Annotated in this window: 20 protein-coding genes; 14 read left to right on the forward strand and 6 right to left on the reverse strand. The window is 67.2% G+C overall.

All coding sequences use genetic code 11. The features are described from left to right. The first annotated feature begins 112 nt into the window (after positions 1-112). From ADBZ6K_RS20230 to ADBZ6K_RS20260, 7 genes are read left to right on the forward strand one after another with little or no spacing between them, the layout of a single operon-like run. Positions 113-616 carry a hypothetical protein gene (locus ADBZ6K_RS20230; RefSeq protein WP_526349970.1) on the forward strand — a complete coding sequence of 168 codons (504 nt, stop codon included), beginning with the start codon at positions 113-115 and terminating at the stop codon, positions 614-616. Positions 617-638: 22 nt separating this feature from the next. Next, complete coding sequence (locus tag ADBZ6K_RS20235) at positions 639-2090, forward strand: flotillin family protein (protein WP_526349972.1); 1452 nt, start codon at positions 639-641, stop codon at positions 2088-2090. Between the two features lie 55 nt (positions 2091-2145). Then, positions 2146-3834 (forward strand): NAD(P)/FAD-dependent oxidoreductase, encoded by a 1689-nt coding sequence (locus tag ADBZ6K_RS20240; protein ID WP_526349974.1) that lies wholly within the window; start codon positions 2146-2148, stop codon positions 3832-3834. Positions 3835-3845: 11 nt separating this feature from the next. Then, positions 3846-5336, forward strand: coding sequence for an ATP-binding protein (locus ADBZ6K_RS20245; protein WP_526349976.1), 1491 nt, complete (start codon positions 3846-3848; stop codon positions 5334-5336). A 20-nt stretch (positions 5337-5356) separates the two neighbouring features. Then, a complete protein-coding gene (locus ADBZ6K_RS20250; protein WP_526349978.1) occupies positions 5357-6877 on the forward strand; it encodes an ATP-binding protein in 1521 nt (506 codons plus the stop codon). Positions 6878-6906: 29 nt separating this feature from the next. Beyond that, complete coding sequence (locus ADBZ6K_RS20255; protein WP_526349980.1) at positions 6907-7791, forward strand: LLM class F420-dependent oxidoreductase; 885 nt, start codon at positions 6907-6909, stop codon at positions 7789-7791. A 31-nt stretch (positions 7792-7822) separates the two neighbouring features. Further along, entirely contained in the window at positions 7823-8677 is an 855-nt protein-coding gene (locus ADBZ6K_RS20260; RefSeq protein WP_526349982.1) for an LLM class F420-dependent oxidoreductase, read from the forward strand. Between the two features lie 97 nt (positions 8678-8774). On the opposite strand, the gene rfbD is transcribed toward ADBZ6K_RS20260, so the two are convergent. Next, entirely contained in the window at positions 8775-9683 is a 909-nt protein-coding gene (rfbD, locus tag ADBZ6K_RS20265) for a dTDP-4-dehydrorhamnose reductase (RefSeq protein ID WP_526349984.1), read from the reverse strand. 184 nt (positions 9684-9867) lie between these two features. Between rfbD and rfbB the strand changes: the two genes are divergently transcribed. Then, complete coding sequence (gene rfbB, locus ADBZ6K_RS20270; RefSeq protein WP_526349986.1) at positions 9868-10857, forward strand: dTDP-glucose 4,6-dehydratase; 990 nt, start codon at positions 9868-9870, stop codon at positions 10855-10857. Further along, complete coding sequence (gene rfbC, locus ADBZ6K_RS20275) at positions 10854-11459, forward strand: dTDP-4-dehydrorhamnose 3,5-epimerase (RefSeq protein WP_526349988.1); 606 nt, start codon at positions 10854-10856, stop codon at positions 11457-11459. Before rfbB ends, rfbC begins: the two co-directional genes overlap by 4 nt. 1 nt (position 11460) lies before the next feature. Here the strand turns inward: rfbC and ADBZ6K_RS20280 are convergent, their stop codons facing one another. Beyond that, positions 11461-13881 (reverse strand): arylsulfatase, encoded by a 2421-nt coding sequence (locus tag ADBZ6K_RS20280; protein WP_526349990.1) that lies wholly within the window; start codon positions 13879-13881, stop codon positions 11461-11463. A 158-nt stretch (positions 13882-14039) separates the two neighbouring features. On the opposite strand from ADBZ6K_RS20280, the gene ADBZ6K_RS20285 reads away from it, so the two are divergent. From ADBZ6K_RS20285 to mmsB, 3 genes are read left to right on the forward strand one after another with little or no spacing between them, the layout of a single operon-like run. Next, the gene (locus tag ADBZ6K_RS20285) at positions 14040-15560 is read left to right on the forward strand and encodes a CoA-acylating methylmalonate-semialdehyde dehydrogenase (RefSeq protein ID WP_526349992.1); all 1521 of its coding nucleotides are present in this window, start codon (positions 14040-14042) and stop codon (positions 15558-15560) included. A gap of 11 nt (positions 15561-15571) precedes the next feature. Continuing rightward, positions 15572-16816, forward strand: a complete 1245-nt coding sequence (locus ADBZ6K_RS20290; RefSeq protein WP_526350054.1) for an acyl-CoA dehydrogenase family protein — start codon at positions 15572-15574, stop codon at positions 16814-16816. A gap of 49 nt (positions 16817-16865) precedes the next feature. Then, positions 16866-17738, forward strand: coding sequence for a 3-hydroxyisobutyrate dehydrogenase (mmsB, locus tag ADBZ6K_RS20295; RefSeq protein WP_526349994.1), 873 nt, complete (start codon positions 16866-16868; stop codon positions 17736-17738). On the opposite strand, the gene ADBZ6K_RS20300 is transcribed toward mmsB, so the two are convergent. Continuing rightward, a complete protein-coding gene (locus tag ADBZ6K_RS20300; protein WP_526349996.1) occupies positions 17727-18518 on the reverse strand; it encodes an HAD hydrolase-like protein in 792 nt (263 codons plus the stop codon). The genes mmsB and ADBZ6K_RS20300 overlap by 12 nt on opposite strands. 151 nt (positions 18519-18669) lie before the next feature. Between ADBZ6K_RS20300 and ADBZ6K_RS20305 the strand changes: the two genes are divergently transcribed. Together ADBZ6K_RS20305 and ADBZ6K_RS20310 are read left to right on the forward strand one after the other, a co-directional pair. Continuing rightward, entirely contained in the window at positions 18670-19368 is a 699-nt protein-coding gene (locus ADBZ6K_RS20305; protein WP_526349998.1) for a response regulator transcription factor, read from the forward strand. Further along, positions 19365-20618 carry a GAF domain-containing sensor histidine kinase gene (locus ADBZ6K_RS20310; RefSeq protein ID WP_526350000.1) on the forward strand — a complete coding sequence of 418 codons (1254 nt, stop codon included), beginning with the start codon at positions 19365-19367 and terminating at the stop codon, positions 20616-20618. Before ADBZ6K_RS20305 ends, ADBZ6K_RS20310 begins: the two co-directional genes overlap by 4 nt. Before the next feature lie 72 nt (positions 20619-20690). On the opposite strand, the gene ADBZ6K_RS20315 is transcribed toward ADBZ6K_RS20310, so the two are convergent. From ADBZ6K_RS20315 to ADBZ6K_RS20325, 3 genes are all read right to left on the reverse strand, one after another. Further along, positions 20691-21194 (reverse strand): MarR family winged helix-turn-helix transcriptional regulator, encoded by a 504-nt coding sequence (locus ADBZ6K_RS20315; RefSeq protein ID WP_526350002.1) that lies wholly within the window; start codon positions 21192-21194, stop codon positions 20691-20693. A 78-nt stretch (positions 21195-21272) separates the two neighbouring features. Then, entirely contained in the window at positions 21273-22307 is a 1035-nt protein-coding gene (locus ADBZ6K_RS20320) for a pyridoxal phosphate-dependent aminotransferase (protein WP_526350004.1), read from the reverse strand. Next, complete coding sequence (locus ADBZ6K_RS20325) at positions 22307-23317, reverse strand: 3-oxoacyl-ACP synthase III family protein (protein WP_526350006.1); 1011 nt, start codon at positions 23315-23317, stop codon at positions 22307-22309. The genes ADBZ6K_RS20320 and ADBZ6K_RS20325 overlap by 1 nt, the downstream gene beginning before the upstream one ends.

The following is a 23317-nucleotide window of genomic DNA, read 5'->3' on the forward strand; positions in this document are numbered from 1 at the left end:
CCAAAATCCTCGATACTGCGTCCCCGCAAGTCCCCACAATCCCCCGACCAGCTAACAGAATGGAAGGGATGGCACGACACCCGCAGCTCGAGATGCGCGCCGGAGGATTCCGTTGATACCTGTGTATGTGGCCGCGTTCGTCGTCGGAGCTATCGCGGTGTTGTCGGCGCTGCTGCTCACCGACTTCGACGTGGCCGGGCATGACGGGATGCCATTCCTGAGCCTCACCGGGGCGTCGGCCGCCTTGCTCGGTGCGGGCACCGGCGGCCTGGTCTCGACGTGGGCCGGATTGAGTGGCGTCGGCGCCGGTGCGGTGGCGGCCGGCAGCGGGGCCGCCCTGGTCGCCACGCTTCAGGGGCTGCTGTTGCCCTACCTGCGCCGACAGCAGAGCAACTCGCACCGTGGCCGGATGTCCTACATCGGCCTCCTCGGCACCGTCACGCTCGACGTATCCCCGGACGGATGGGGTGAGGTCTCATTCGTCGACGCCGACGGCAACCGGGTGCGTTCGCGCGCCAAGACGAGCGAACCGGCCGCGCTGCCCAAAACCACCCTCGTCTACATCGCCGACGTCGACGCCGACTACGTCCACGTCGTTGCCGTACCCGACCACTGATCACACCGAGAGGCTGAACTCCATGTCCACCTTCACGATCATCGTCGTCGCGGCGATCGCCGCCCTGCTCCTGCTGGTCGTCCTACCCGTCGTGTACGTCAAGAACTACATCAAGGTCCCGCCGAACGAGGTGGCGGTGTTCACCGGACGCGGCGCCCCGAAGGTGGTACGCGGCGGCGCACGGTTCCGCGTGCCCGGCATCGAACGCGTCGACATCATGAGCCTGGAACCGTTCAACGTGAGCATCAACCTGCAGAACGCGTTGTCCAACAACGGCGTTCCGGTCAACGTGGAGGCCGTCGGCCTGGTCCGGATCGGCTCGGCCGAAGAGGCCGTGCAGACGGCGGTGCAGCGCTTCTTGACCTCCGACCTGAACGAACTGCAGCGCCAGATCAACGAGATCCTCGCGGGCAGCCTGCGCGGCATCACCGCAACCATGACCGTCGAAGACCTCAACTCCAACCGCGACAGCCTGGCCCGCAGCGTGGTCGACGAGGCGGGCGGCGACCTCGCCAGGATCGGCATGGAGGTCGACGTGCTCAAGATTGCGGGCATCTCCGACCGCAACGGCTACCTGGAGTCGCTCGGCCAGCGGCGCATCGCCGAGGTGAAACGCGACGCGGCCGTCGGCACCGCCGAGGCCGAACGCGATTCGCAGATCCAGTCGGCCAGGGCCCGGCAGGAAGGCGCCATCGCCCAGGCCGAGGCCGACACCGCGATCGCGACCGCCAACCAGAAGCGCGACGTCGAACTCGCCCGGCTGAGGGCACAGACCGAGGCGGAGAACGCACAGGCCGACCAGGCCGGTCCACTGGCCAATGCCCGGGCACAGAAGGACGTCGGTATCGCCGTCGAGCAGGCCGAGGCGGCCCGGATCCAGGCCCGCATCGAGGTGGAACAGCGGCGCAGCGAGCAGGCCCAGGCGGCGTTGCAGGCCGACGTCATCGCGCCCGCGGAGGCGCAGCGCCAGGCCGACATCGCCCGTGCCGAAGGTCAGCGCCAGGCCGCGATTCTGGCGGCGCAGGCCCAAGCCGAAGGCGCCCGCCAGGCCGGACAGGCCGAGGCCGACGCGCGAAAGGCGGCCGCCGATGCGATGCGGGTCGAGCGGCAGGCGGAAGCGGACGGCATCAGGGCCAATCTGGTCGCCGAGGCCGACGGCAAGAAGGAGATCGCGGCGGCGCTGAACGCCTACAGCCCGGAGGCTGCGCGGTTGCAGACCCTCCCGGACGTCCTGGCCTCCGTGGTGAAAGCCACCGAGGCCGCGGCGATGCCGCTGTCGGAGATCGAACGGTTGTCGATCATCGGCGGCGCGGGCGACGCCCAGGAGGCGGTCGGCGGCCTGCTCGGTGTCAGTCCGCTGGCGGTGGCAAAGATCATCGAGGCGCTCAAGGCGTCCGGAGTGGACTTGGCGGCGATGCTCAATCGCGACCCCGGAGTCTTAACCAACGGCCAGGCCGTTTCGCCGACGGAGTAACAACCGGACATCGCCCGTCGACGGACTCCGCGCCGAGCGCATACTTGATGGCGTTATGACTGGTCCAGAGTCCCAGCCCCGTAAACCCATCATCCTCACCGTCGACGACGATCCCGCCGTCTCCCGCGCCGTGGCACGGGATCTGCGCCGCCACTACGGCGAGAACTTCCGGATCGTGCGGGCCGAAACCGGCCCCGACGCACTCGACACCCTCAAAGAACTCAAGCTGCGCGGCGACACCGTCTCGGTGTTCGTCGCCGACTACCGGATGCCGCAGATGAGCGGCATCGAATTCCTCGAACAGGCGATGGACCTCTACCCGATGGCGCGCCGGGTGCTGCTGACCGCCTACGCCGACACGCACGCCGCGATCGACGCCATCAACGTCGTCGACCTCGACCACTACCTGCTCAAGCCGTGGGACCCGCCCGAGGAGAAGCTCTACCCCGTCATCGACGCCCTGATCGAGGCGTGGCGTGCCGACGGTGGCCATCCGATGCCCAACACCAAGATCATCGGCCACCGGTTCAGCAGGCGGTCCTCCGAGGTCCGCGAGTTCCTGGCCAGCAACCGGCTGCCCTATCACTGGATCTTCGCCGACGACGACGAGGGCAGGCGCCTGCTGGAGGCCGCCGGCCTCGATGACCGGCATCTGCCGGTGGTCATCTCCGAGGACGGCGATCCGATGGTCGACCCGTCCAATACCGACCTGGCGGCACGGCTGGGGTTGTCGACCGAACCGCGGGAGGACTTCTACGACCTCGCCGTCATCGGTGGCGGTCCCGGCGGGCTCGCCGCGGCCGTCTACGGCGCCTCCGAAGGACTCAAGACCGTGCTCATCGAGGCGGTCGCCACCGGTGGTCAAGCCGGTCAGAGCTCGCGGATCGAGAACTACCTGGGCTTTCCCGACGGCGTGCGCGGCGACCAGCTCGCCGACCGCGCCCGAAGGCAGGCGGAAAAGTTCGAGGCCGACCTCATTACCGCGCGCGAGGCCGTGGCGCTCGAGCTGCACGGCAACACCCGCACCATCCGGTTCGCCGACGGCGGGTCGATCGACTGTCGTGCGGTGATCCTGGCGACCGGCGTGTCCTACCGCGAACTGGACGCCGACGGCTGCAACGGGGCCAACGGCGATGAGCGCAACCTGGTCGGCAAGGGCGTCTACTACGGTGCCGCCACCTACGTCGCCTCCCAATGCGAGAACGAGGAGGTCTACGTGGTCGGCGGGGCCAACTCCGCGGGCCAGGCCGCGATGAACCTGGCCAAGAAGGCCGCCAAGGTGCACCTGGTGGTGCGCGGACCCTCGCTCGAAGCGTCGATGTCCTTCTACTTGATCCAGCAGATCGAGGCCACCGAAAACATCGAGGTGCACACCAACACCCAGGTCTGCCGCGCATCCGGCACCGAGGGCCTGGAACGGCTCACGCTCGTCGACAACCGCACCGGCGAGACGACCGATGTCAACTGCACGCAGCTATTCATCTTCATCGGCGCGCAACCCCGCACCGACTGGCTGCCCCCCGAGATCGCCCGCGACGCCCGTGGCTTCGTGCTGTCGGGACCGGACTTGCGACCCGAGTCGGGGTGGCCGCTGGACCGGCCGCCACATCACCTGGAAACAAGTGTGCCCGGTGTGTTTGTTGCAGGAGACGTGCGATCTGAATCTGCGAAACGAGTGGCCGCCGCCGTGGGCGAGGGGTCGATGGCCGTGATGTTCGTCCACCGCTACCTCGCCGAGGCGTAGGAGACCGGCCGATGACGGCGACCGATGATGCTGCGTGCACCCGTGACGAGCTGCGCACGCTGTTTCTGTTCGAGGCGCTGACCGACGCCCAGCTCGACCGCCTGCACTCCGACGGCCACGTCGAGCACCTCGAGCCGGGCCCGTTGTTCACCGAAGGAGCACCCGCCACCTTTCTCTATGTCCTGCTGGACGGCGAGGTCGTCCTGTCCAAGAGATCGGGTGCGGTGGACATCGAGACGGTGCGCACGGCGCAGCGGGGGTCGTACTTCGGGGCGTGGTCGGCGTTCCTCGAGGGTGAGCAGGCCTACGAGACCTCGGCGCGCGTCGTCATACCGTCGCGCGTGTTCGTCCTCGAGGCGAGCACCATGGGCGAGTTCATGCGCTCGGAGTTCCCGATGGCCTGCCATTTCCTGGTCGGGCAGATGTTCGGCCGGTTCCACCAAAGCCGCATCGTGGGACCCCATGACCGCTTGCTCCAGCTCGGGCAGCTGACCGCGGGGTTGACCCATGAGCTGAACAACCCGGCCGCCGCCGCGCTGCGCGCAACATCGGCGTTGCGCACCCGCGTCGCCAGCGTGCGGCACCGGATGGGATCGCTGGCCGGCGGCACCATCAGCCATGCCACCATGCGTGCCCTGGTCGGAATCGCCGACGAGGTCGCCGAGGCGGCGGCCAAGGCCGAGGACCTGGCGCCGCTGGAGAAGAGCGACCGCGAGGAACAGATCGGGGACTGGCTGGAGGAGCACGGCATCGACGGCGCGTGGGAGGTGGCGCCGACCTTCGCCGAGGCGGGGCTGGACACCGACTGGTTGGAACGGATCGCGGCGACGCTGGAGGAAGCCGACGGCACCGCGTCGCTCGATGGGGTCGTGCACTGGCTGAGCTGCACCATCGACACCGAGCTGCTGGTCAACGAGATCACCCACTGCACATCGAGGGTGGCCAACCTGGTGGGTCGGGCCGCGCATTACTCGCATCTGGATCGCGCACCGTTCAATGTCGCCGATGTCGGCGAGCTCATCAGGAACACCCTGATGATGCAGTCCCACACGATCGGCTCGGACATCGTCGTGGTCGAGGAATTCGACGAATCGGTGCCGGCGTTCCAGTGTTATCCCGCCGAGCTGGGGCAAGTGTGGACCAATCTCATCGCCAACGCCGTCGCAGCGATGCGCTCGGTGCGTGCCGTCGGCAACTGCAGCGGCACGCTGACCCTGCGCACCCGCAACATGGGCGACGCGGTCCGCGTCGAGGTATGCGATACCGGGCCGGGGGTACCCGAGGAGTTGCGGGAACGCATCTTCGACCCGTTCTTCACCACCAAGCCCGTCGGCGAGGGCACCGGGCTGGGCTTGGACTTCGCCTCCCGCATCGTGCACAAGCACGGCGGAACCATGTGGGTGGAATCGACTCCCGGGGACACCCGTTTCATCTCCATACTCCCGCTCCGTATCGCCGTCCCCGACGGCGCGGCCGAAGCGACGACCGACCAGACGTTGTGACCCCAGAGGAAGGAACGACCATGGGCGAGAAATGTCTGCCCACCGAACTGCGGACGCTGTTCCTGTTCGAAGCGCTCACCGACGCACAGTTGGCGACCTTGTGCACCAACGGGCACATCGCTTCGTTCGAGCCGGGACCGATCTGCCAGGAAGGCGATCCCGCGACCTGCTTCTACGTCCTGCTCGACGGTGAGCTGGTGATGTCCAAGCGGTCCGGCGGCGTGGACATCGAGACCAACCGGACCTCCCAGCGCGGTGTGTACTGCGGGGCGTGGTCGGCCTACGTGCCCGGTGAGGAGCACGTCTACCAGGCATCCGTGCGAGTGACGAAACCGTCGCGGTTCTTCGTGCTCGATGCAACCGCGTTCGCCAGGTTCATGCAGCAGGAGTTCCCGATGGCGGTCCATCTGCTCGAGGGACACATGGTCGGCGGGCTGCGTCAACGTCAGATACTGGGCCAGCGCGAGAAGCTGCTGGCCCTGGGGACGATCACGGCCGGGCTCACCCATCAGCTGAATAACCCCGCCGCCGCGATCTCCCGCGATGTCTCCGACCTGCGCGACAACGTCGGCAAGATGCGCCTGAAGCTCGCGATGCTCGCCGACGGGAAGTTCACCCCGGAGGCGCTACGGGTACTGGTGAGCATCCAGGACGAGGTCGCCGAGCAGGTCGCCAAGGCCAAGATGCAGGAGCTCTCGGCCTTGGAGGTGTCCGACCGCGAGGATCAGGTCGGCGAATGGCTCGAGGACCACGGCATCGCCTCGGGCTGGGACTACGCACCGACGTTCGTGGAGGCGGGGCTGGACACCGACTGGCTGGAGCGGGTGGAGGCCTCGATCGACGACGTCGACTGTTCGGCCACCCTGCAAGGTGCCATCGGCTGGCTGAAGTACACCATCGACACCGAACTGTCGGTCAACCGAATCGCCGAGGCGAGCAAGCGCATCTCGGCACTGTTGGCCAGCACCAAGCAGTACTCGCAGATGGATCGCGCGCCGTATCAGTCGGCCGATATCCATGAACTCCTGCACAGCACCCTGATGATGTTCGGGGAGAAGATCGGCAAGGACGCCCCGGTGAAACTCGTCAAGGACTACGACAAGTCACTGCCCCAGATCCTCTGCTACCCAGGCGATCTCAATCAGGTCTGGACCAACATCATCGATAACGCGATCCAGTCGATGAACTATAGCGGCACCCTGACGGTGCGCACCATGCGCGACGGCGACGACATGATCCGGGTGGACATCTGCGACGACGGCCCGGGCATCCCCGAGGAGATCGTGGACCGCATATTCACGCCGTTCTTCACCACGAAGCCGTTCGGGGAGGGCACCGGTCTCGGACTGGACCTGGCTTGGCGGATCGTGGCCGAAAAGCATCAGGGCAATCTGCGCGTGGAATCGGTTCCCGGCGACACCCGGTTCAGCATCCTGTTGCCGCTGGAGGCCCCCGCACCGCCGGCTCCGGCGGAAGTCACCACCGCAGGGGCCAATGCAACGGGAGCGCGCGCATCAGCGACTTCGGCCACGCCGGAATAGACGCCGGACATGGCGCGGTTGCACGCGCTATGACGGAATTGCACGGTGAACCCGACCTGGGGCGCTTCGGGGGGCGCTTCGGAGTGTTCGGACGCGGCGTCACCCCCGATCAAGCCAGGCAGATCGAAGCCCTCGGATACGGCGCGGTGTGGGTGGGCGGATCGCCGCCTGCCGAATTGGACTGGGTCGAGCCGATTCTCGGGGCGACGACCACCCTTCAGGTCGCGACCGGGATCGTCAACGTCTGGACGGCGGCGGCTGGGCCCGTCGCCGATTCCTTCCATCGGATCGACACGGCCTACCCAGGACGGTTCCTGCTGGGGATCGGTGTCGGGCATCCGGAAGTGCAGGCGGTGTACCAGAAGCCCTACGACGCGCTGACCGAGTATCTGGACAAGCTCGACGAGTACGGTGTGCCCAAGCAGCGGCGGGTGGTCGCCGCGCTGGGCCCGCGGGTGCTGAAGCTCTCGGCTGAGCGCTCCGCCGGTGCACATCCCTATCTCACCACCCCCGAGCACACAGCCGAGGCCCGCACGCTGATCGGCCCGTCGGCGTTCCTGGCACCGGAGCACAAGGTGGTACTGACCACCGATGAGCGCTTGCGCGAAGAGCATGTCACCGATTCAGAAGTGGCGCGCGCGGTGGGGCGGCGAGCACTCGAGATCTACCTGAATCTGCAGAACTACCTCAACAGCTGGAAGAGGTTGGGCTTCACCGACTCCGACGTCGCCAAGCCCGGAAGCGACCGCCTCGTCGACGCCGTGGTGGCCCATGGCTCCACCGAGGCGATCGCGGCCCGCCTCACCGAACACCTCGACGCAGGTGCCGACCATGTGCCCATCCAGGTGCTCACCTCACCCGACAAGCTGGTGCCGGCGCTTGCAGAGTTGGCCGGCCCCCTCGGGCTGCAGTGATCGACTGCAGCACTCCAAAGAAAGGCACCCGATGACCGATGCAGTGGAGCTGAAGCCAGCCATGGGCCGCTTCGGTGTGTGGACGCTCGGGGCGATCAGCCCAGACGACGCCGAGCAGATCGAGAGACTGGGCTACGGCGCGCTGTGGGTGGGCGGATCACCCGCGGGCGACCTGGCCTTCGTCGAGCCCATCCTCGAGCGGACCGAGAACCTACGGGTGGCCACCGGGATCGTCAACGTCTGGACTGCCGACGCCCATGAGGTCGCCGAGTCATATCACCGCATCGAAAAGCAGTTCCCAGGGCGGTTCCTGCTCGGGATCGGGGTAGGCCACCCCGAACACACCGACGAGTACCGCAAGCCCTACGAGGTGCTCGTCGAGTACCTCGATGTGCTCGACAGCGCCAAGGTACCCACCAGCAGGCGTGTGGTCGCGGCGCTGGGGCCGAAGGTGCTCAAGCTGGCCGCTCTGCGCAGCGCAGGCGCACACCCGTACCTGACCACACCCGAGCACACGGCGCAGGCGCGCGAATTGCTGGGCAATACGGTGTTCTTGGCGCCGGAGCACAAGGTAGTTCTGACAACCGATGAGCGCGATGAGGAGCGCGCCCGCGAGATCGGCCGCAAGACCGTGGGGTTCTACCTCGATCTGAGCAATTACCTCAACAGCTGGAAGCGGCTGGGCTTCACCGACCGCGATATCGCCAAGCCGGGCAGCGACAAGTTGATCGATGCCGTTGTCGCCCACGGCTCAGCCGCGGACATCGCCGCGCGCCTCAACGAGCACATCGAGGCGGGCGCAGATCACGTCACGATCCAGGTGCTCGGCGGGCGGGACGAGCTGCTGCCGACGCTGTCGGAATTGGCTGGACCGCTTGGCCTCTGACGTGGTCGATGCCGCCGCTTGTGACACGGCGCAGCATCCGGTGGCGCTTTGATGGGTGAATCTTGTTGATTCCGTTGGATTTTATGTTCGATGATGCTCAGCGGCCGTCGGTGGCTGCGTTCGGCGTCGAATCAGACGGGCCGCTTGGCTGAAACTGCGCGAGCACAGTCGGCGCTGCGGCACGCAGCGCATCGCGCCAGTCCCGAATCGGAGTGAGGCCTGCCCGCTCAGACGCCGAGTGGCTCAACACGGAGTAGGCCGGTCGCGGCGCCGGCCGGGCGAACGCCGTGCTGTCGGTGGGTCGGACCCGGGCAGGGTCCAGTCCGAGCTCCTCGAACACGGCGCGGGCCAGTCCGAACCAGGTGGTCTGACCTGAGCTGGTGGCGTGGTAGACACCGCCCGGAGCGTCGGAGTCGACCAGCGCGATGAGCATCTCCGCGACGTCGGCGGTCCACGTGGGTTGTCCACGCTGATCGTCGACGACATCGAGGGTGGGGCGTTCTGCCGCAAGCCGGGCGATGGTGGTCACGAAGTTGGGGCCGTGTGCACCGTAGAGCCAGGCGGTGCGGACGACGATTCCAGAGTCGGGCAGCGTCATGCGCACCGCGAGTTCGCCAACCCGCTTACCACGTCCGTACGCGTTGACCGGATCTGTCGGCGCATCCTCGCGGTATGGCTCGTCGGCGGTACCCGGGAACACATAGTCGGTCGACAGCTGGATCATGCGTGAGCCGGCACGGCGACATGCCTGCGCGAGGTAGGCCGGGCCGATGCCATTGACGACGGTCGCCGCGTCTTCCTGCGCTTCGGCGGCATCCACGGCCGTCCACGCTGCGAGGTTGACCACGACGTCATGGCCGCCCACCGTCGAGTCGACCGCGGCGGCATCGGTGATGTCGAGGTCTGCGTGGCCGCACGCGGTAACCGAATGGCCGCGCTGGCGAACTGCGCTGACCAGGTCGACGCCGAGCATGCCGGTCGCACCGGTGACCAGCCAGTGTGCCATTCCGTGGTCCAATCGCCCCTTAGCGGGCGGATATTTGCACCCCCCGCGCATCGCCAACACGATAGATCGTGACGGGCGTCTGCCGCATCCCGACCTGAGCCGCCGACCGACCGGGCCCCGAGCCGGATGCAAGGAACGCATGCACCGCTCGCAGGCTGGGCGCAGCAACGGATAGTGTCTCACCATGCAATTGCTGGTAACCGGTGGCGCCGGTTTCATCGGGGCCAATTTCGTGCACTCAGCCGTCCGCCGCGGCGATCGTGTCACGGTCCTCGATGCGCTGACTTATGCAGGTAGCAGGGAATCCCTGCTGTCAGTTCAGGACGACATCCGGCTGGTCGAGGGCGACGTGACCGACGCCGACCTGGTCACCCGCCTCGTTGCTGAGGCGGACGCAGTCGTCCACTTCGCCGCCGAAACCCACGTCGACAACGCGCTGGCGGATCCGGCCCCGTTCCTGCACAGCAACGTCATCGGCACCTACACGGTGCTCGAGGCGGTGCGCAGGCACGGGGTCCGGTTGCATCACATCTCCACCGACGAGGTGTACGGCGACCTGGAACTCGACGATCCGATGCGCTTCACCGAAGGCACGCCGTACAACCCGTCCAGCCCGTACTCATCGACCAAAGCGGCTGCCGACATGCTGGTGCGCGCCTGGGTCAGGTCATACGGGGTACGCGCCACGCTGTCGAACTGCTCCAACAACTACGGCCCCTTCCAGCACGTAGAGAAGTTCATCCCGCGCCAGATCACCAACATCCTCAGCGGCAGGCGCCCAAAGCTGTATGGCGCTGGCGCCAATGTGCGCGACTGGATCCACGTCGAAGACCACAACAGTGCGGTGTGGCGCATTCTGGTCGACGGTCAGATCGGGCGCACGTATCTGATCGGGGCGGAAGGGGAACGCGACAACCTGTCGGTGATGCGCACATTGCTGCGGATCATGGGCAAGGGGCCCGACGACTTCGACCACGTGACCGACCGGGCCGGCCACGATCTGCGCTACGCCATCGACCCGAAGGTTCTCTACGAAGAACTCGGTTGGCGGCCAGCACATGTCGATTTCGAGGAGGGCCTGCGGGCCACGGTCGAGTGGTATCGCGACAACGAGGGGTGGTGGCGCCCGCTCAAGGACTCGGTGGAAGCCGCCTACGCGGAGCGCGGACAGTGACGGCCCGGGAACTGAGTGTGCAGGGTGCGTGGGAGATCACCCCGCAGCTGCACGGCGACGCGCGCGGGATGTTCTTCGAATGGTTCACCCAGCCGCGCTTCCACGCATTCGCTGGACACGATTTCGACCTGCGCCAGGCGAACTGCTCGACCTCGTCGGCCGGTGTGTTGCGCGGCCTGCACTTCGCGCAGCTCCCGCCCAGCCAGGCGAAGTACGTGACGTGCGTGCGCGGCGCGGTGTTCGACGTCGTCGTCGATATCCGGGTCGGCTCACCCACGTTCGGCCAATGGGATTCGGTGCTGCTCGACGACCGCGACCGTCGGTCCATCTACATCTCCGAGGGACTGGGTCACGCTTTCCTTGCGCTGGAAGATGATTCGACGGTGATGTACCTCTGCTCGGCGGGCTACTCCCCCGAGCGTGAGCACACCGTGCTGGCCACCGATCCCGCCGTGGGTATCGAGTGGCCCACCGTAGACGGTCGCGCGCCGCTGCTGTCGGGCCGCGACGCCGCAGCCCCCACCCTGGAGGAGGCGCGCGCGGCGGGTCTGCTGCCCACGTGGGAGGAGGCCCTCGAGTTCGCCGAGGCGCTGCGGGGCTGACCTACTGTTTGCCCATCGCCATCGTGACGCGATCCTCGGCGGTGATCAGATGGTCGTGGCTGTCCTCACCGATGTCGATGCGCACCCATTCGATTCGCCCGGTGAAGGCGTTCCCGGAGGGTCCGTAGTCCGGCGACGCCGGCGAACCCGTGTCACGTCCGACATCGCAGGCCTCGTCGGCGGAGAAGCCCATCGGGATGGTGCGTTTGGCCCGGCCCTTGCCGACGGCCTCCCCGTCGTAGTAGAGGGTGACGCCGCCGCCCTTGCCCAATCCGCCTCCGTCGTAGGCGAATTCCATGCGCACCTGATGCCGGCCGGTGGGGATCTTCCTGCGGGCCGAGACGATGTAATACTCGATGCCGAAGAAGTTGTAGCAATATCGCAGTCGGCCCTCGTGCGCGTACAGGGTCCAGCCGCCCGCGCTACCGCCCTGAGTGCAGATCACCCCGGATGCGCCACCCTTGGGCACGTCCACGTCGGCGGTGACGGAGTGCGACTTGTTCTTCACGACGATCACGCAGCCTTCGGCAACCCGCATGCCCGGGAACAGCATCTGGCTGTTGCCCTTGATGAGCTGGGGGCGGCCCGCGATGTCGGGGTTGATGCGCTCGAAGCCGCGGTCGTCGAGCGGGACGACGTTGTACTTGACCGCTTCGATCAGCCAAAGCCGTTGCAGCTCAGCGAGTTTCCCGGGCTGATCGGCAGCAAGGTCGTGCGCCTGAGTCCAATCCCCTGGTCCGTAGAGTTCCCAGACGTCGGCATCGAACGGCGGTGGGACGTCGGCCTTCCAGGGGGTACGGTGTTTGGTTACCGCTGTCCAGCCCTTGTGGTAGATGCCGCGGTTGCCGAACATCTCGAAGTACTGCACGTCGTGGGATTCCGGCGCGTTCGCATCGCGCAGGGACGCCATCATGCTGGTGCCCTCCAGCGGCGCCTGGGTAATGCCGTTGACGGAGTACGGCGCGGGAAGATCCGCGGCCTCGAGAATGGTCGGTGCGACGTCGATGACGTGATGGAATTGATTGCGCACCCCGCCGGTATCGGTCAGGCCCTCCGGCCAGGACACGATGGTGCCGTTGCGAGTGCCACCCCAGTGCGAGGCCACCTGCTTGGTCCACTGGTAAGGCGCACACAGCGCGTGCGCCCAGCCCACGGCGTAGTGGTTGTAGGCCTCCGGGGTGCCGAAGTCGTCGATCTTGGAGAGCAGGAACTCGGTGGTCTCGATTCCGGGAAGGCCGTTGAGCGTGGTCATCTCGTTGAAGCAGCCGTTGAGGGTGCCTTCGGCCGAGGCGCCGTTGTCTCCGATGATGTAGTAGATCAGCGTGTTGTCGAGCGCGCCCAGATCCTCGATCGCGTCGACGAGCCGACCGACTTCGTGGTCGGTCTGCTCGAGAAATCCGGCGTAGATTTCCATCTGTCTGGCCAGCACCGGCTTGAGATCGTCGGACATGTCGTCCCACGCGGGAATCTCGTCGTGGCGTGCGGTCAGCTCGGCAGCGCTCGGCACCACGCCGAGCTTCTTCTGCCTGGCCAGGATCTGCTCGCGCAGCACGTCCCAGCCCTCGTCGAACATGCCGCGGTACTTGTCTGACCACTGCTTCGGCACGTGGTGCGGCGCGTGGGTGGCGCCGGGCGCGAAGTATACGAAGAACGGCTTGTCGGGCATCAGGGCTTTCTGCTGGCGAACCCAGGTGATGGCGTGGTCGGCAAGATCCTCGGTGAGGGTGTAGCCCTCCTCCGGCGTCCTGGGCGGTTCGACCGCGGTGGTGCCCTCGAACAGACCCGGGTAGTACTGATTGGCTTCTCCGCCGACGAAGCCGTAGAAGTAGTCGAAACCCGAACCGGTCGGCCACTGGTGAAACGGCCCCACCGGTGAGACCTCCCACACCGGCACCTCGTGGCACTTGCCGAACTGCGCGGTCGAGTATCCGTTGAGTCTCAGCGTCTCGGCGATCGGCGCCTTCTCCTTTGGCCGGATGCTGGAGTAGCCGGGCGCCGAGGTGGCCATCTCGGTGATGGCGCCCATCCCGACCGAGTGATGGTTGCGACCGGTGAGCAGGGCCTGGCGGGTTGGTGAGCACAGCGCCGTGGTGTGGAACCGGTTGAGTTTGACCCCGTTGGCGGCAAGTCGTTCGGCGACGGGAGTATGGCTCGGCCCGCCGAAGGCCGAGGACGCCCCGAATCCGACGTCGTCGATCAGCACGATCAACACGTTCGGCGCACCCTCGGGAGGGCGCAGCGCCGTGATCGGCGGGTAGGTGGTGTCGGGATCCTTGGCGTCATAGGTGGTCAGCCCGACGTGTTTGGGGTCGGGGATCGGCAGATGCCCCCGCGCCACGGGCTGCGCCTTCGGCTCCGGGAGGCGCCCGGCGGGGGCCTTCTTCGGCGTCTTCTTCACAGCCTTCTTCGCAGTTCTGGCCATCGCGTACTCCCCACCTCGTCGGAACCGCTCTGACCGTAGTGGACGCGCAGCCCCGCGGATGGCCGATCACACAGCGCAGTCGTGAAACCTGCGCACCTTGCCACCGACCCCGGTCAAATACTAGGATATGCAAGTAATCATGATCGAAGGGCACTCCCATGACCACGCAGATTCCCCACTTCATCGACGGGCGGCGCAGCACCCTGAGCTCGCAGCGCACCTCCGACGTGTTCAATCCGAGCACCGGTGAGGTGCAGGCCCAGGTGCTGATGGCCTCCACCGCCGACGTTGACACCGCCGTCGCCTCGGCGGTCCGCGCCCAACAGGAATGGGCGGCGTGGAACCCGCAACGGCGGGCCAGGGTGATGATGAAGTTCATCGACCTCGTCAACGCGAACACCGACGAACTGGCCGAACTGCTCTCCATGGAGCACGGCAAGACCGTCGCCGACTCACGCGGGGACATCCAGCGCGGCATCGAGGTCATCGAGTTCGCGGTCGGCATCCCGCACTTGCTCAAAGGTGAGTACACCGAGGGCGCCGGCACCGGCATCGACGTCTATTCCCTGCGTCAGCCGCTGGGCGTCGTCGCGGGGATCACCCCGTTCAACTTCCCGGCGATGATCCCGCTGTGGAAGGCGGGTCCCGCATTGGCATGCGGAAACGCGTTCATTCTCAAGCCTTCTGAACGTGATCCCTCGGTGCCGGTGAGACTGGCCGAACTGTTCGTCGAGGCTGGTTTGCCGCCAGGGGTGTTCCAGGTCGTGCAGGGCGACAAGGAGGCCGTCGACGCGCTGCTGCACCACCCCGACGTCAAGGCGGTGGGTTTCGTCGGCAGCTCCGACATCGCGCAGTACATCTATTCGACAGCGGCGGCCAACGGGATGCGCGCCCAGTGCTTCGGTGGCGCAAAGAATCACATGATCGTGATGCCCGACGCCGACCTCGACCAGGCTGTGGACGCGTTGATCGGTGCCGGTTACGGGAGTGCCGGGGAACGCTGCATGGCGATCAGCGTGGCGGTGCCGGTCGGCAAGGAAACCGCGGACCGCCTGCGTGCACGCCTGGTCGAGCGGATCAACGGCCTGCGTGTGGGCCACAGCCTGGACCCGAAGGCCGACTACGGACCGCTGGTGACCGGCGCCGCGCTCAAACGCGTGCGTGACTACATCGACGCCGGGGTTGCCGCAGGCGCGGAGCTCGTCGTCGACGGTCGCGAAAAGTCCAGCGATGAGCTGACTTTCGCGGACACCAGCCTCGAGGGTGGCTTCTTCATCGGCCCCTCACTGTTCGACCACGTCACCGCGGAGATGTCGATCTACACCGACGAGATCTTCGGGCCGGTGCTGTGTATCGTCCGTGCGCACGACTACGAAGAGGCGCTGCGCCTGCCTACCGAACACGAGTACGGCAACGGGGTCGCGGTCTTCACCCGCGACGGTGACACCGCCCGCGACTTCGTCTCGCGGGTGCAGGTCGGCATGGTGGGGGTCAACGTCCCGATCCCGGTGCCGGTGGCCTACCACACGTTCGGCGGCTGGAAGCGCTCGGGCTTCGGCGATCTCAACCAGCACGGTCCCGCATCGATCCAGTTCTACACGAAGGTCAAGACCGTAACGTCGCGGTGGCCGTCCGGCATCAAGGATGGCGCCGAGTTCGTCATCCCGACCATGAAGTAGGTGCGATGGACCTGTTCCGGCTTGACGACGACGAACGCGTCATCAGCGAGACCGCCGCCGCGTTCGCCGCAAAACGCCTTGCGCCGCATGCCATGGAGTGGGATGCCGCCAAGCACTTCCCCACCGACCGGCTGCGGGAGGCGGCCGATCTCGGGATGGCTGCGATCTACTGCTCCGAAGATGTCGGCGGCAGCGGGCTGCGCCGGCTGGACGCCGTGCGGATCTTCGAGCAGCTGGCCTATGCCGACCCGACGATCGCGGCCTTCGTCTCGATTCACAACATGTGTTCGTGGATGATCGACACCTACGGCACCACGGAACAGCGCAGGGCGTGGGTGCCCCGGCTGGCGTCGATGGAGGCCATCGCCAGCTACTGCCTGACCGAGCCGGGCGCCGGGTCGGACGCGGCGGCGCTGAGCACCAGGGCGGTGCGCCGCGTCGATTCCGCGGGAGATCACTACGTACTCGATGGGGTCAAACAGTTCATCTCCGGCGCGGGCGCCTCCGACGTGTACGTCGTGATGGCCCGCACCGGGGGTGACGGGCCGCGCGGCATCTCCGCCTTCATCGTCGAAAAGGACACGCCGGGGCTGAGTTTCGGTGCCGACGAGGAGAAGATGGGCTGGAACGCCCAGCCCACGGCTCAGGTGATCTTCGAGAACGTGCGGGTGCCAGCCGACGCGATGCTCGGCGGCCCCGCCGGTGAGGGCTCGGGCTTCTCCATCGCGATGACGGGACTCAACGGCGGCCGGATCAACATCGCCGCCTGTTCGCTTGGCGGTGCGCAGGCCGCCTACGACAGGGCCGCGGCGTACGTGCGCGACCGGCAGGCGTTCGGCGGTTCGCTGCTCGACGAACCGACCATCCGGTTCACCCTCGCCGATATGGCCACCGCGCTGGAGACGTCGCGGACGTTGTTGTGGCGGGCGGCCTCCGCACTCGATGGCGACGATCCCGACAAGGTCGAACTGTGCGCGATGGCCAAACGCTACGTCACCGACACGTGTTTCGATGTGGCCGACAAGGCGCTGCAGCTGCATGGCGGTTACGGGTACCTCCGCGAATACGGGCTGGAGAAGATCGTCCGCGACCTGCGGGTACACCGCATCCTGGAGGGGACGAACGAGATCATGCGGGTGGTGATCGGGCGGGCAGCCGCGAGCCGAGCTCGCAATTCAACCGGGGCAGGCCGGGCCCGCGATTCGGCAGGCGCCGGCCGTGCTCGCGGATCGGCGGGCGCGAGGATGTCGGCATGATCGGCGGTCGACCGACCGGTTTCGGGCAAGCCAGGCAACAGGAGATGCGATGAGCACAGTGGCTTTTCTGGGGTTGGGCCATATGGGCGGACCGATGGCGACGAACCTGGTGGCGGCCGGGCACACGGTACGCGGATTCGATCCGGTGCCCGCGGCTCGGACCGCCGCCGCGGATAACGGCGTCGCGGTGCTCGAGCGCGGAACCGACGCGGTCGACGGCGCCGATGTGGTGATCACCATGCTGCCCAACGGCGACCTGGTCAAGGGCTGCTACGCCGAGGTGCTGCCCGCCGCAGGGGATGGCACATTGTTCATCGACAGCTCGACGATCTCCGTCGATGATGCCCGCGAGGTCAACGCGCTTGCGGGCAAGCATGGTTTCGCGCAGCTTGACGCACCGGTGTCAGGTGGGGTGAAGGGTGCCGTCGCGGGCACGCTGGCATTCATGGTCGGCGGCGACGAGGCCGCGGTGGGGCGCGCGCGGCCGGTGCTGGAGCCCATGGCGGGCAAGATCATTCACTGCGGCGCCGCCGGGGCCGGGCAGGCCGCGAAGGTATGCAACAACATGGTGCTCGCGGTCCAGCAGATCGCGATCGGCGAGGCGTTCGTGCTCGCGGAGAAGTTGGGTTTGTCGGCGCAGTCGCTGTTCGACGTGATCACCGGCGCCACCGGCAACTGCTGGGCTGTGCACACCAACTGCCCTGTGCCCGGACCCGTTCCGACATCGCCCGCGAACAACGATTTCAAGCCGGGTTTTGCCACCGCACTGATGAACAAGGACCTCGGCCTGGCGATGGACGCGGTCCGATCGACGGGGTCGACGGCGCCGCTGGGTACCCACGCAGCGGAGATCTACGCGGCGTTCGCCGCCGAACATGCCGACAAGGACTTCAGCGCGGTCATCGAATCGCTACGCGGTTAACCGTCTGCGCACGCCCCACCAACGCGCGTGCAGACGCGCACAGCCTGCGGCCAGCATCGGGTCGGGTCCGTCGTAGCCGGATCGCACCGCCGCGGCTCGCCGGTAGCGCTGCGCACCCTCGGCCACGCCGACCATCACCGTCGGCAGCCCGATAGCGGTGGCGGCGCGCATCCCCGCCGCCGATCCCTCCACACACAGCGCGGCCTCCGGCGCGATTCCCAGCTCCCATAACGCCAGGGCGTGCACGCTGGCGTCGTCGGAATCGAGGTCGTCGCTGGTCACGATCGTCTCGACGAGGCCGTCGCCGATGAGTTGGCGGACCATCGGCTGCACCCAGGCCCGCCTGCCCGGCGTTGCCACCGCGACCCAGACGCCTGCCACGAACAAACTCATCACCAGGTCGACCAGGCCCGGCCGCGGCCCCACGTCGGCGTCTAGGATCCCCTGTTCGAACCGCTCCTGTTTGGTTCGGTGCACCCGGGCGGCCAGTGAGTCGGCCGATGCGCCGCACCCACGGAATCGCAGATCTGCGACCAGGCGGCGTCGTTCGTCGGGGATTCTCAGGAGTCGGCGATAGTGCTCGACGCTCCAGGTGATGTCGAGGTCGTGGGCGGCGAACGCCGCGTTGTAGGCCATCCGGTGGCCGTCGCACTCGATGTCGGCAAGCGCGTCGATACCGAAGACCACCGCGAGCAGCGGACGCACGTCGGTACCCGACGGCCCGGCCTTGTCCCACCAGAACCTGCCGGCCTGCCGCGTCCGCTCACGCGTGAATGGCACGAGGATAAACCCTGGCGGATATCAAAACCCCTGTCTTCCCCCCTAGGGGGGATTGACCGGGCCAAGTTCGCGCATAGGGAAGCCAAGCGAGACGCCGAAGGCGGATCGCGCATCGGACACCATCGTCAGGATCCGGCTCTATCGTGTTGCCATGGCGACCCCGACGGGCGACCGCAGCGGCGAGGCGACGACGCCTGGGTCGCCCGTGCGCATCGTCCTCGTCGACGACCACGAAATGGTCATCGAGGGTCTCAAGGCGATGCTGGCGGCATTCAGCGAGCGGGTGAGCGTGGTCGGCCAGGCCGTCGGAACGGAACGCGCGCTGGACGTCGTCGAACTGCTCGGACCCGACATCGTGCTGTGTGACGTCCGCATGCAGGGTTCCAGCGGCCTCGACCTCTGCCTGGCGCTGCGCGAACGCCGACCTCAGCAGAAGGTCGTGATGTTGTCGGTCTACGACGACGAGCAGTACCTGTTTCAGGCGCTGCGCGTCGGCGCGTCGGGCTATCTGCTGAAAAGTATCAGCAGCAATGAGCTGGTGCGCCAGCTGGAGGTCGTCCACCGGGGGGAGACGGCGATCGATCCCGGCATGGCGGCGAGGGCGGTGGACACCGCCGCACGCCTTCAGCGCGACGAGTTCTGGCCGGGGGCGCGGCAGGGCCTCACACAGCGTGAGAGCGAGATCCTGTCCTATGTGGTCAGCGGACTCTCCAACCACGGAATCGCCAACAAGTTGGTGATCGGCGACGAGACCGTGAAGAGTCATCTTCGGTCGATCTACCGAAAGCTCGGTGTGAGTGACCGCACCGGTGCGGTCGCGACGGCCCTGCGCGAAGGCATCTACCGATGACGTCCCCGCAGCGAGGAGCCGAGGGCGGACCGCGAGGAGCTTCCGACGCCGTTCGGCATCTCGGCGAGTACGCCCTGGCCGCCGACCGGGAGCTGGCACTGCTGCGCGAGCTGATCCAGGCGGCGTCCAGCGGACCGGGTGTGGAGCCGCTCGCGGCCGCCGCGGCCAGGATGATCACCGCGGCCACCGCCACGGACGTGTGCTTCGTGCACGTGCTCGACGACTCCGGCCGGTCACTGACGCTGGCAGGGGCGACGCCTCCGTTCGACAGCGAGGTGGGCAAGATCCGCCTGCCGCTCGGGCAGGGGATATCCGGCTGGGTCGCCAGCCATCGCGAACCCGTGGTGATCGGCGATGACAAGGAGTCAGACCCGCGGTACATGCCGTTTCAGTCGCTGCGCGGCTCGGATTTCACGTCGATGGTGTCGGTGCCGATGGAGACCGACCCCGGCGGATTGGTCGGTGTGCTCAACGTCCACACCGCCGAGCGACGCGAGTTCACCGACAGCGATGTCGAACTGCTGCTGGTGATCGGCCGGCTGATCGCGGGCGCACTGCATCAGGCAAGGCTCCATCGCCAGCTGGTCGCGCGTGAGCGGGCCCACGAGAACTTCGTCGAGCAGGTGATCGAGGCCCAGGAAATCGAGCGCCGCCGATTGGCGGCCGACATCCACGACGGCATATCGCAACGGCTGATCACGCTGTCGTACCGCCTCGACGCGGCGGCCAATGCGATCGACGATCCCGCCGTGGTCTCAGAACAACTCGCCACGGCACGCGAACTGGTGAAGTTGACGCTGCAGGAGGCCAGGGCAGCCATCGGGGGGCTACGGCCGCCGGTGCTCGACGATCTCGGCCTCGCCGGCGGGCTGGCAAGCCTGGCCCGGTCCATACCGCAGATCGAGATCGAGGTCGATCTGGCCGACATCCGGTTACCCGACCACATCGAGCTGGCGCTGTATCGCATCGCCCAGGAGTGCCTGCAGAACGTCGTCAAGCACGCCGGCGCCACCATCGCGCGGCTGACGTTCACGGCGGATACCGAAGTGGCCCGGCTGGAGATCGTCGACGACGGGATCGGGTTCGACACGTTCGAACATCCACTCGGCAGCGATGAGATGAGTGGCTACGGGCTGCTGTCGATGGCCGAGCGCGCCGAGATCGTCGGTGGGCGACTGAACATAAGGTCGCGGCCGGGGTCGGGCACAGCGGTCACGGCCACCATCCCGCTGCCCGGCGTGCCTGCCTAGCTCCGCGAGCAGACGCAAGCTGCCCCTTTCTGAGCGCAAAACGGGGCCATTTGTGTCTCGCCGGGAAAAGGGTCAGAAATCGCCGGCGTGACGGCGCAAGGTCTCGATCGACGCCGCCAGCGCGCGGGACTCGTCGTCGGACATGCCGATGTCGTCGAACACCCGCTCGTTCAGCGTCACCGTCGCGCCTTCCACCGTCGAGCGCCCGAAGTCGGTGATGCGGACCAGCGTGGTCCGGCCGTCGGTCGGATGCGGCACCCGTTCGACCATCCCGCCCGCCTCCAGCCGGCGGATGGCGTGGGTGACGCTCGTGACGTGCACCTGCAGCCGGTTGGACGCCTTGGTGATGGGCAGCGCACCGGTGCGGCTGAACGCGAGCAGGCGCAACAGCTCGAACCGCGAGAAGCTCAGATCGTAGGGCCGCAGCGCCGCCTCGACACGCGCGAGCAGGATCTGATGGGCCCGCATCACCGAGGTCACCGCGACCATGCCGTCAGCGACGTCACCCCACCCGGCTTTCTCCCAGTTGGCCCGGGCCAACGCAATCGGGTCCCGATCGTCCGGTGGCGAACCCACGCCTCTTTCTACCGCATCCGGATGGCCCAGCGGGATGTGCGCGCCGGACGGACCGGCAATTGCGCCCCGGCGTCCCGTTCAGCGTGCCCCTGCGGCCACCGCCGCCAGCACCGCCCTTGTCGACTGCCTGCTGCCGACGGTGATTCGCACGCCGCCGTCTGCGTAGTTGCGCACCTGCAACCCGGTGCCGTGGAACACCTCGCGCCAGGACCGGCCCCACGAGGGCAGGTACACGAAGTTGGCATGCCCGTCGGTGCTATACGCGCCCAGCGAGCGCAACCGCATCGTCAGATGCCTGCGTTCGGCCGAGATCATCCGAATGCGCTGGCGAAGCTGGCTTTCGGCGTCGTACGATGCCGCGACCGCCACCAGACCGGTGGTTCCGACCCCGAACGGCAGCTGCATCTTCCACAGTGTGCGACCCAGGTCCGGAGCGCAGAAGCCGTATCCGATCCGCAATCCCGCGAGCCCGTACGCCTTCGAAAATGTCCGCAGTACAACGACATTGGGGAATCTGCTGACGAGCGCCGCAGCATCGATCCGGTGCTCCGGCGAGAGGAATTCCACGTACGCCTCGTCCAGCACGACTACGGTATCCGAGGGCACCCTGTGCAAGAAGCGCTCGATCTCGTCCGCGGGCTCGATGGTGCCGGTCGGATTGTGCGGCCTGCAGACCACAACGACGCGCGCCCCGCTCGCGGCGTCGGCCATGGCATCGAGGTCGTGATGCCCGTGCGCGTCGAGCGCCACCGTCACCGCCACCAGCCTGGCCATCTGCGCGAAGATCGGGTAGCCGTCGAACGTCGGCGTTGTCACGACGATCGAGTCACCCGGACTGGTCACCGCGTGCAGCACCTGCAGGATCACGCCGGTCGCCCCCGCGCCGATCACCACCTGTTCGGCGCCGACGCCGACACGGCCGGCGATCAGCGCACGCAACCGCTCGGGCAGGAACTCCGGATACCGATTCGCCGCGTCGACGGACGCCATCAGCGCCGACCGCACCATGGGCAGTGGCGGAAAAGGATTCTCGTTGAGCGACAATGCCAACGGATTGACCGCCTCCGGCAGCGCATCGACGACACCGGTGAGCGCTCGGGTCGGGGCGAACATCAGTTCCTGCCTCCCCACCGCACCGCGGCCGCGCCCGCGAAATCGCCCGCGTGCGCGAACGCCGCCATGAGCACGACGTCTCCCGCCCGGACCCGGCCGTCGGAGATCGCGCGATCGAGGTTGACCGGGATGCCCGCCGCGAAGAGGTTCCCGCATTCGTCGAACGTGTCGACATGGCGCTCACGGGGCAGCTCGAGCGCCTCGCGCCAGTTCCGCAGGAACGCCCGGTTGGGCTGGTTGGTGACGAGCAGATCGATGTCCTTGGGCTGCACACCGATCCGGTTGCAGACGGCGTAGGACACCTCTGGCACCTGCCGGTTGCCGCGGGCCAGCACTTTGGTGATCTTGCTCTCGGTGAATCCGATGCATCCCTCCCCCGTCCCGGCCTGCCACCATTTGCGGGGCGGCTCCACGGCGATCGTCATATCGCCTGCGTACTCGCCGTAGGTGCGGCATTCGACATCGAGGATCGGCGACTCGTCGGATAGCGTGACCAGCCCGACCGCCGCACCGTCTCCGGGTATCGCCGCCTGAGCCTTGCGCCGGATGGTCTCCTGGTCGAAGATCTGCCCCGCGGCGTTCTGCGCCACCGCGATCAACGCGGTGCGCCCCTCCCCGGACTCGAGCAGGTTGCGGGCGAGTTTGAGGCCGAGCACGAAGGCCGCGCAGCCGCCATTGTGCAGGTCGATCACCCAGTTCGGCTTCATGCCAAGGCGATGCGCCATTCCCCCACCGCCGCCGTAGAACGGCATGTCCGGCATCTGGGTGTGAGTGATCAGCACGTCCACGTTGGCGATGGTGTCGTGGCCGTGCCGCTCGACCAGACCAGCCGTGGCCCGCTCCACCATGTCGATGGCGGTCTCATCCTCGGCGACGTGGTGGCGGAACCTTGGGGCACGGAACATCAGGTTGTCCCGCAGCTCGTCGGAGTCGGCGAACCGTGCGTAGTAGTCGGCACTGACAGGTTCGCCGGGCAGATAGGTGGAGATATCGGTCAAGCTAACGGTCAC

Source organism: Mycobacterium sp. (genome assembly GCF_044223235.1).
Lineage (GTDB): Bacteria > Actinomycetota > Actinomycetes > Mycobacteriales > Mycobacteriaceae > Mycobacterium.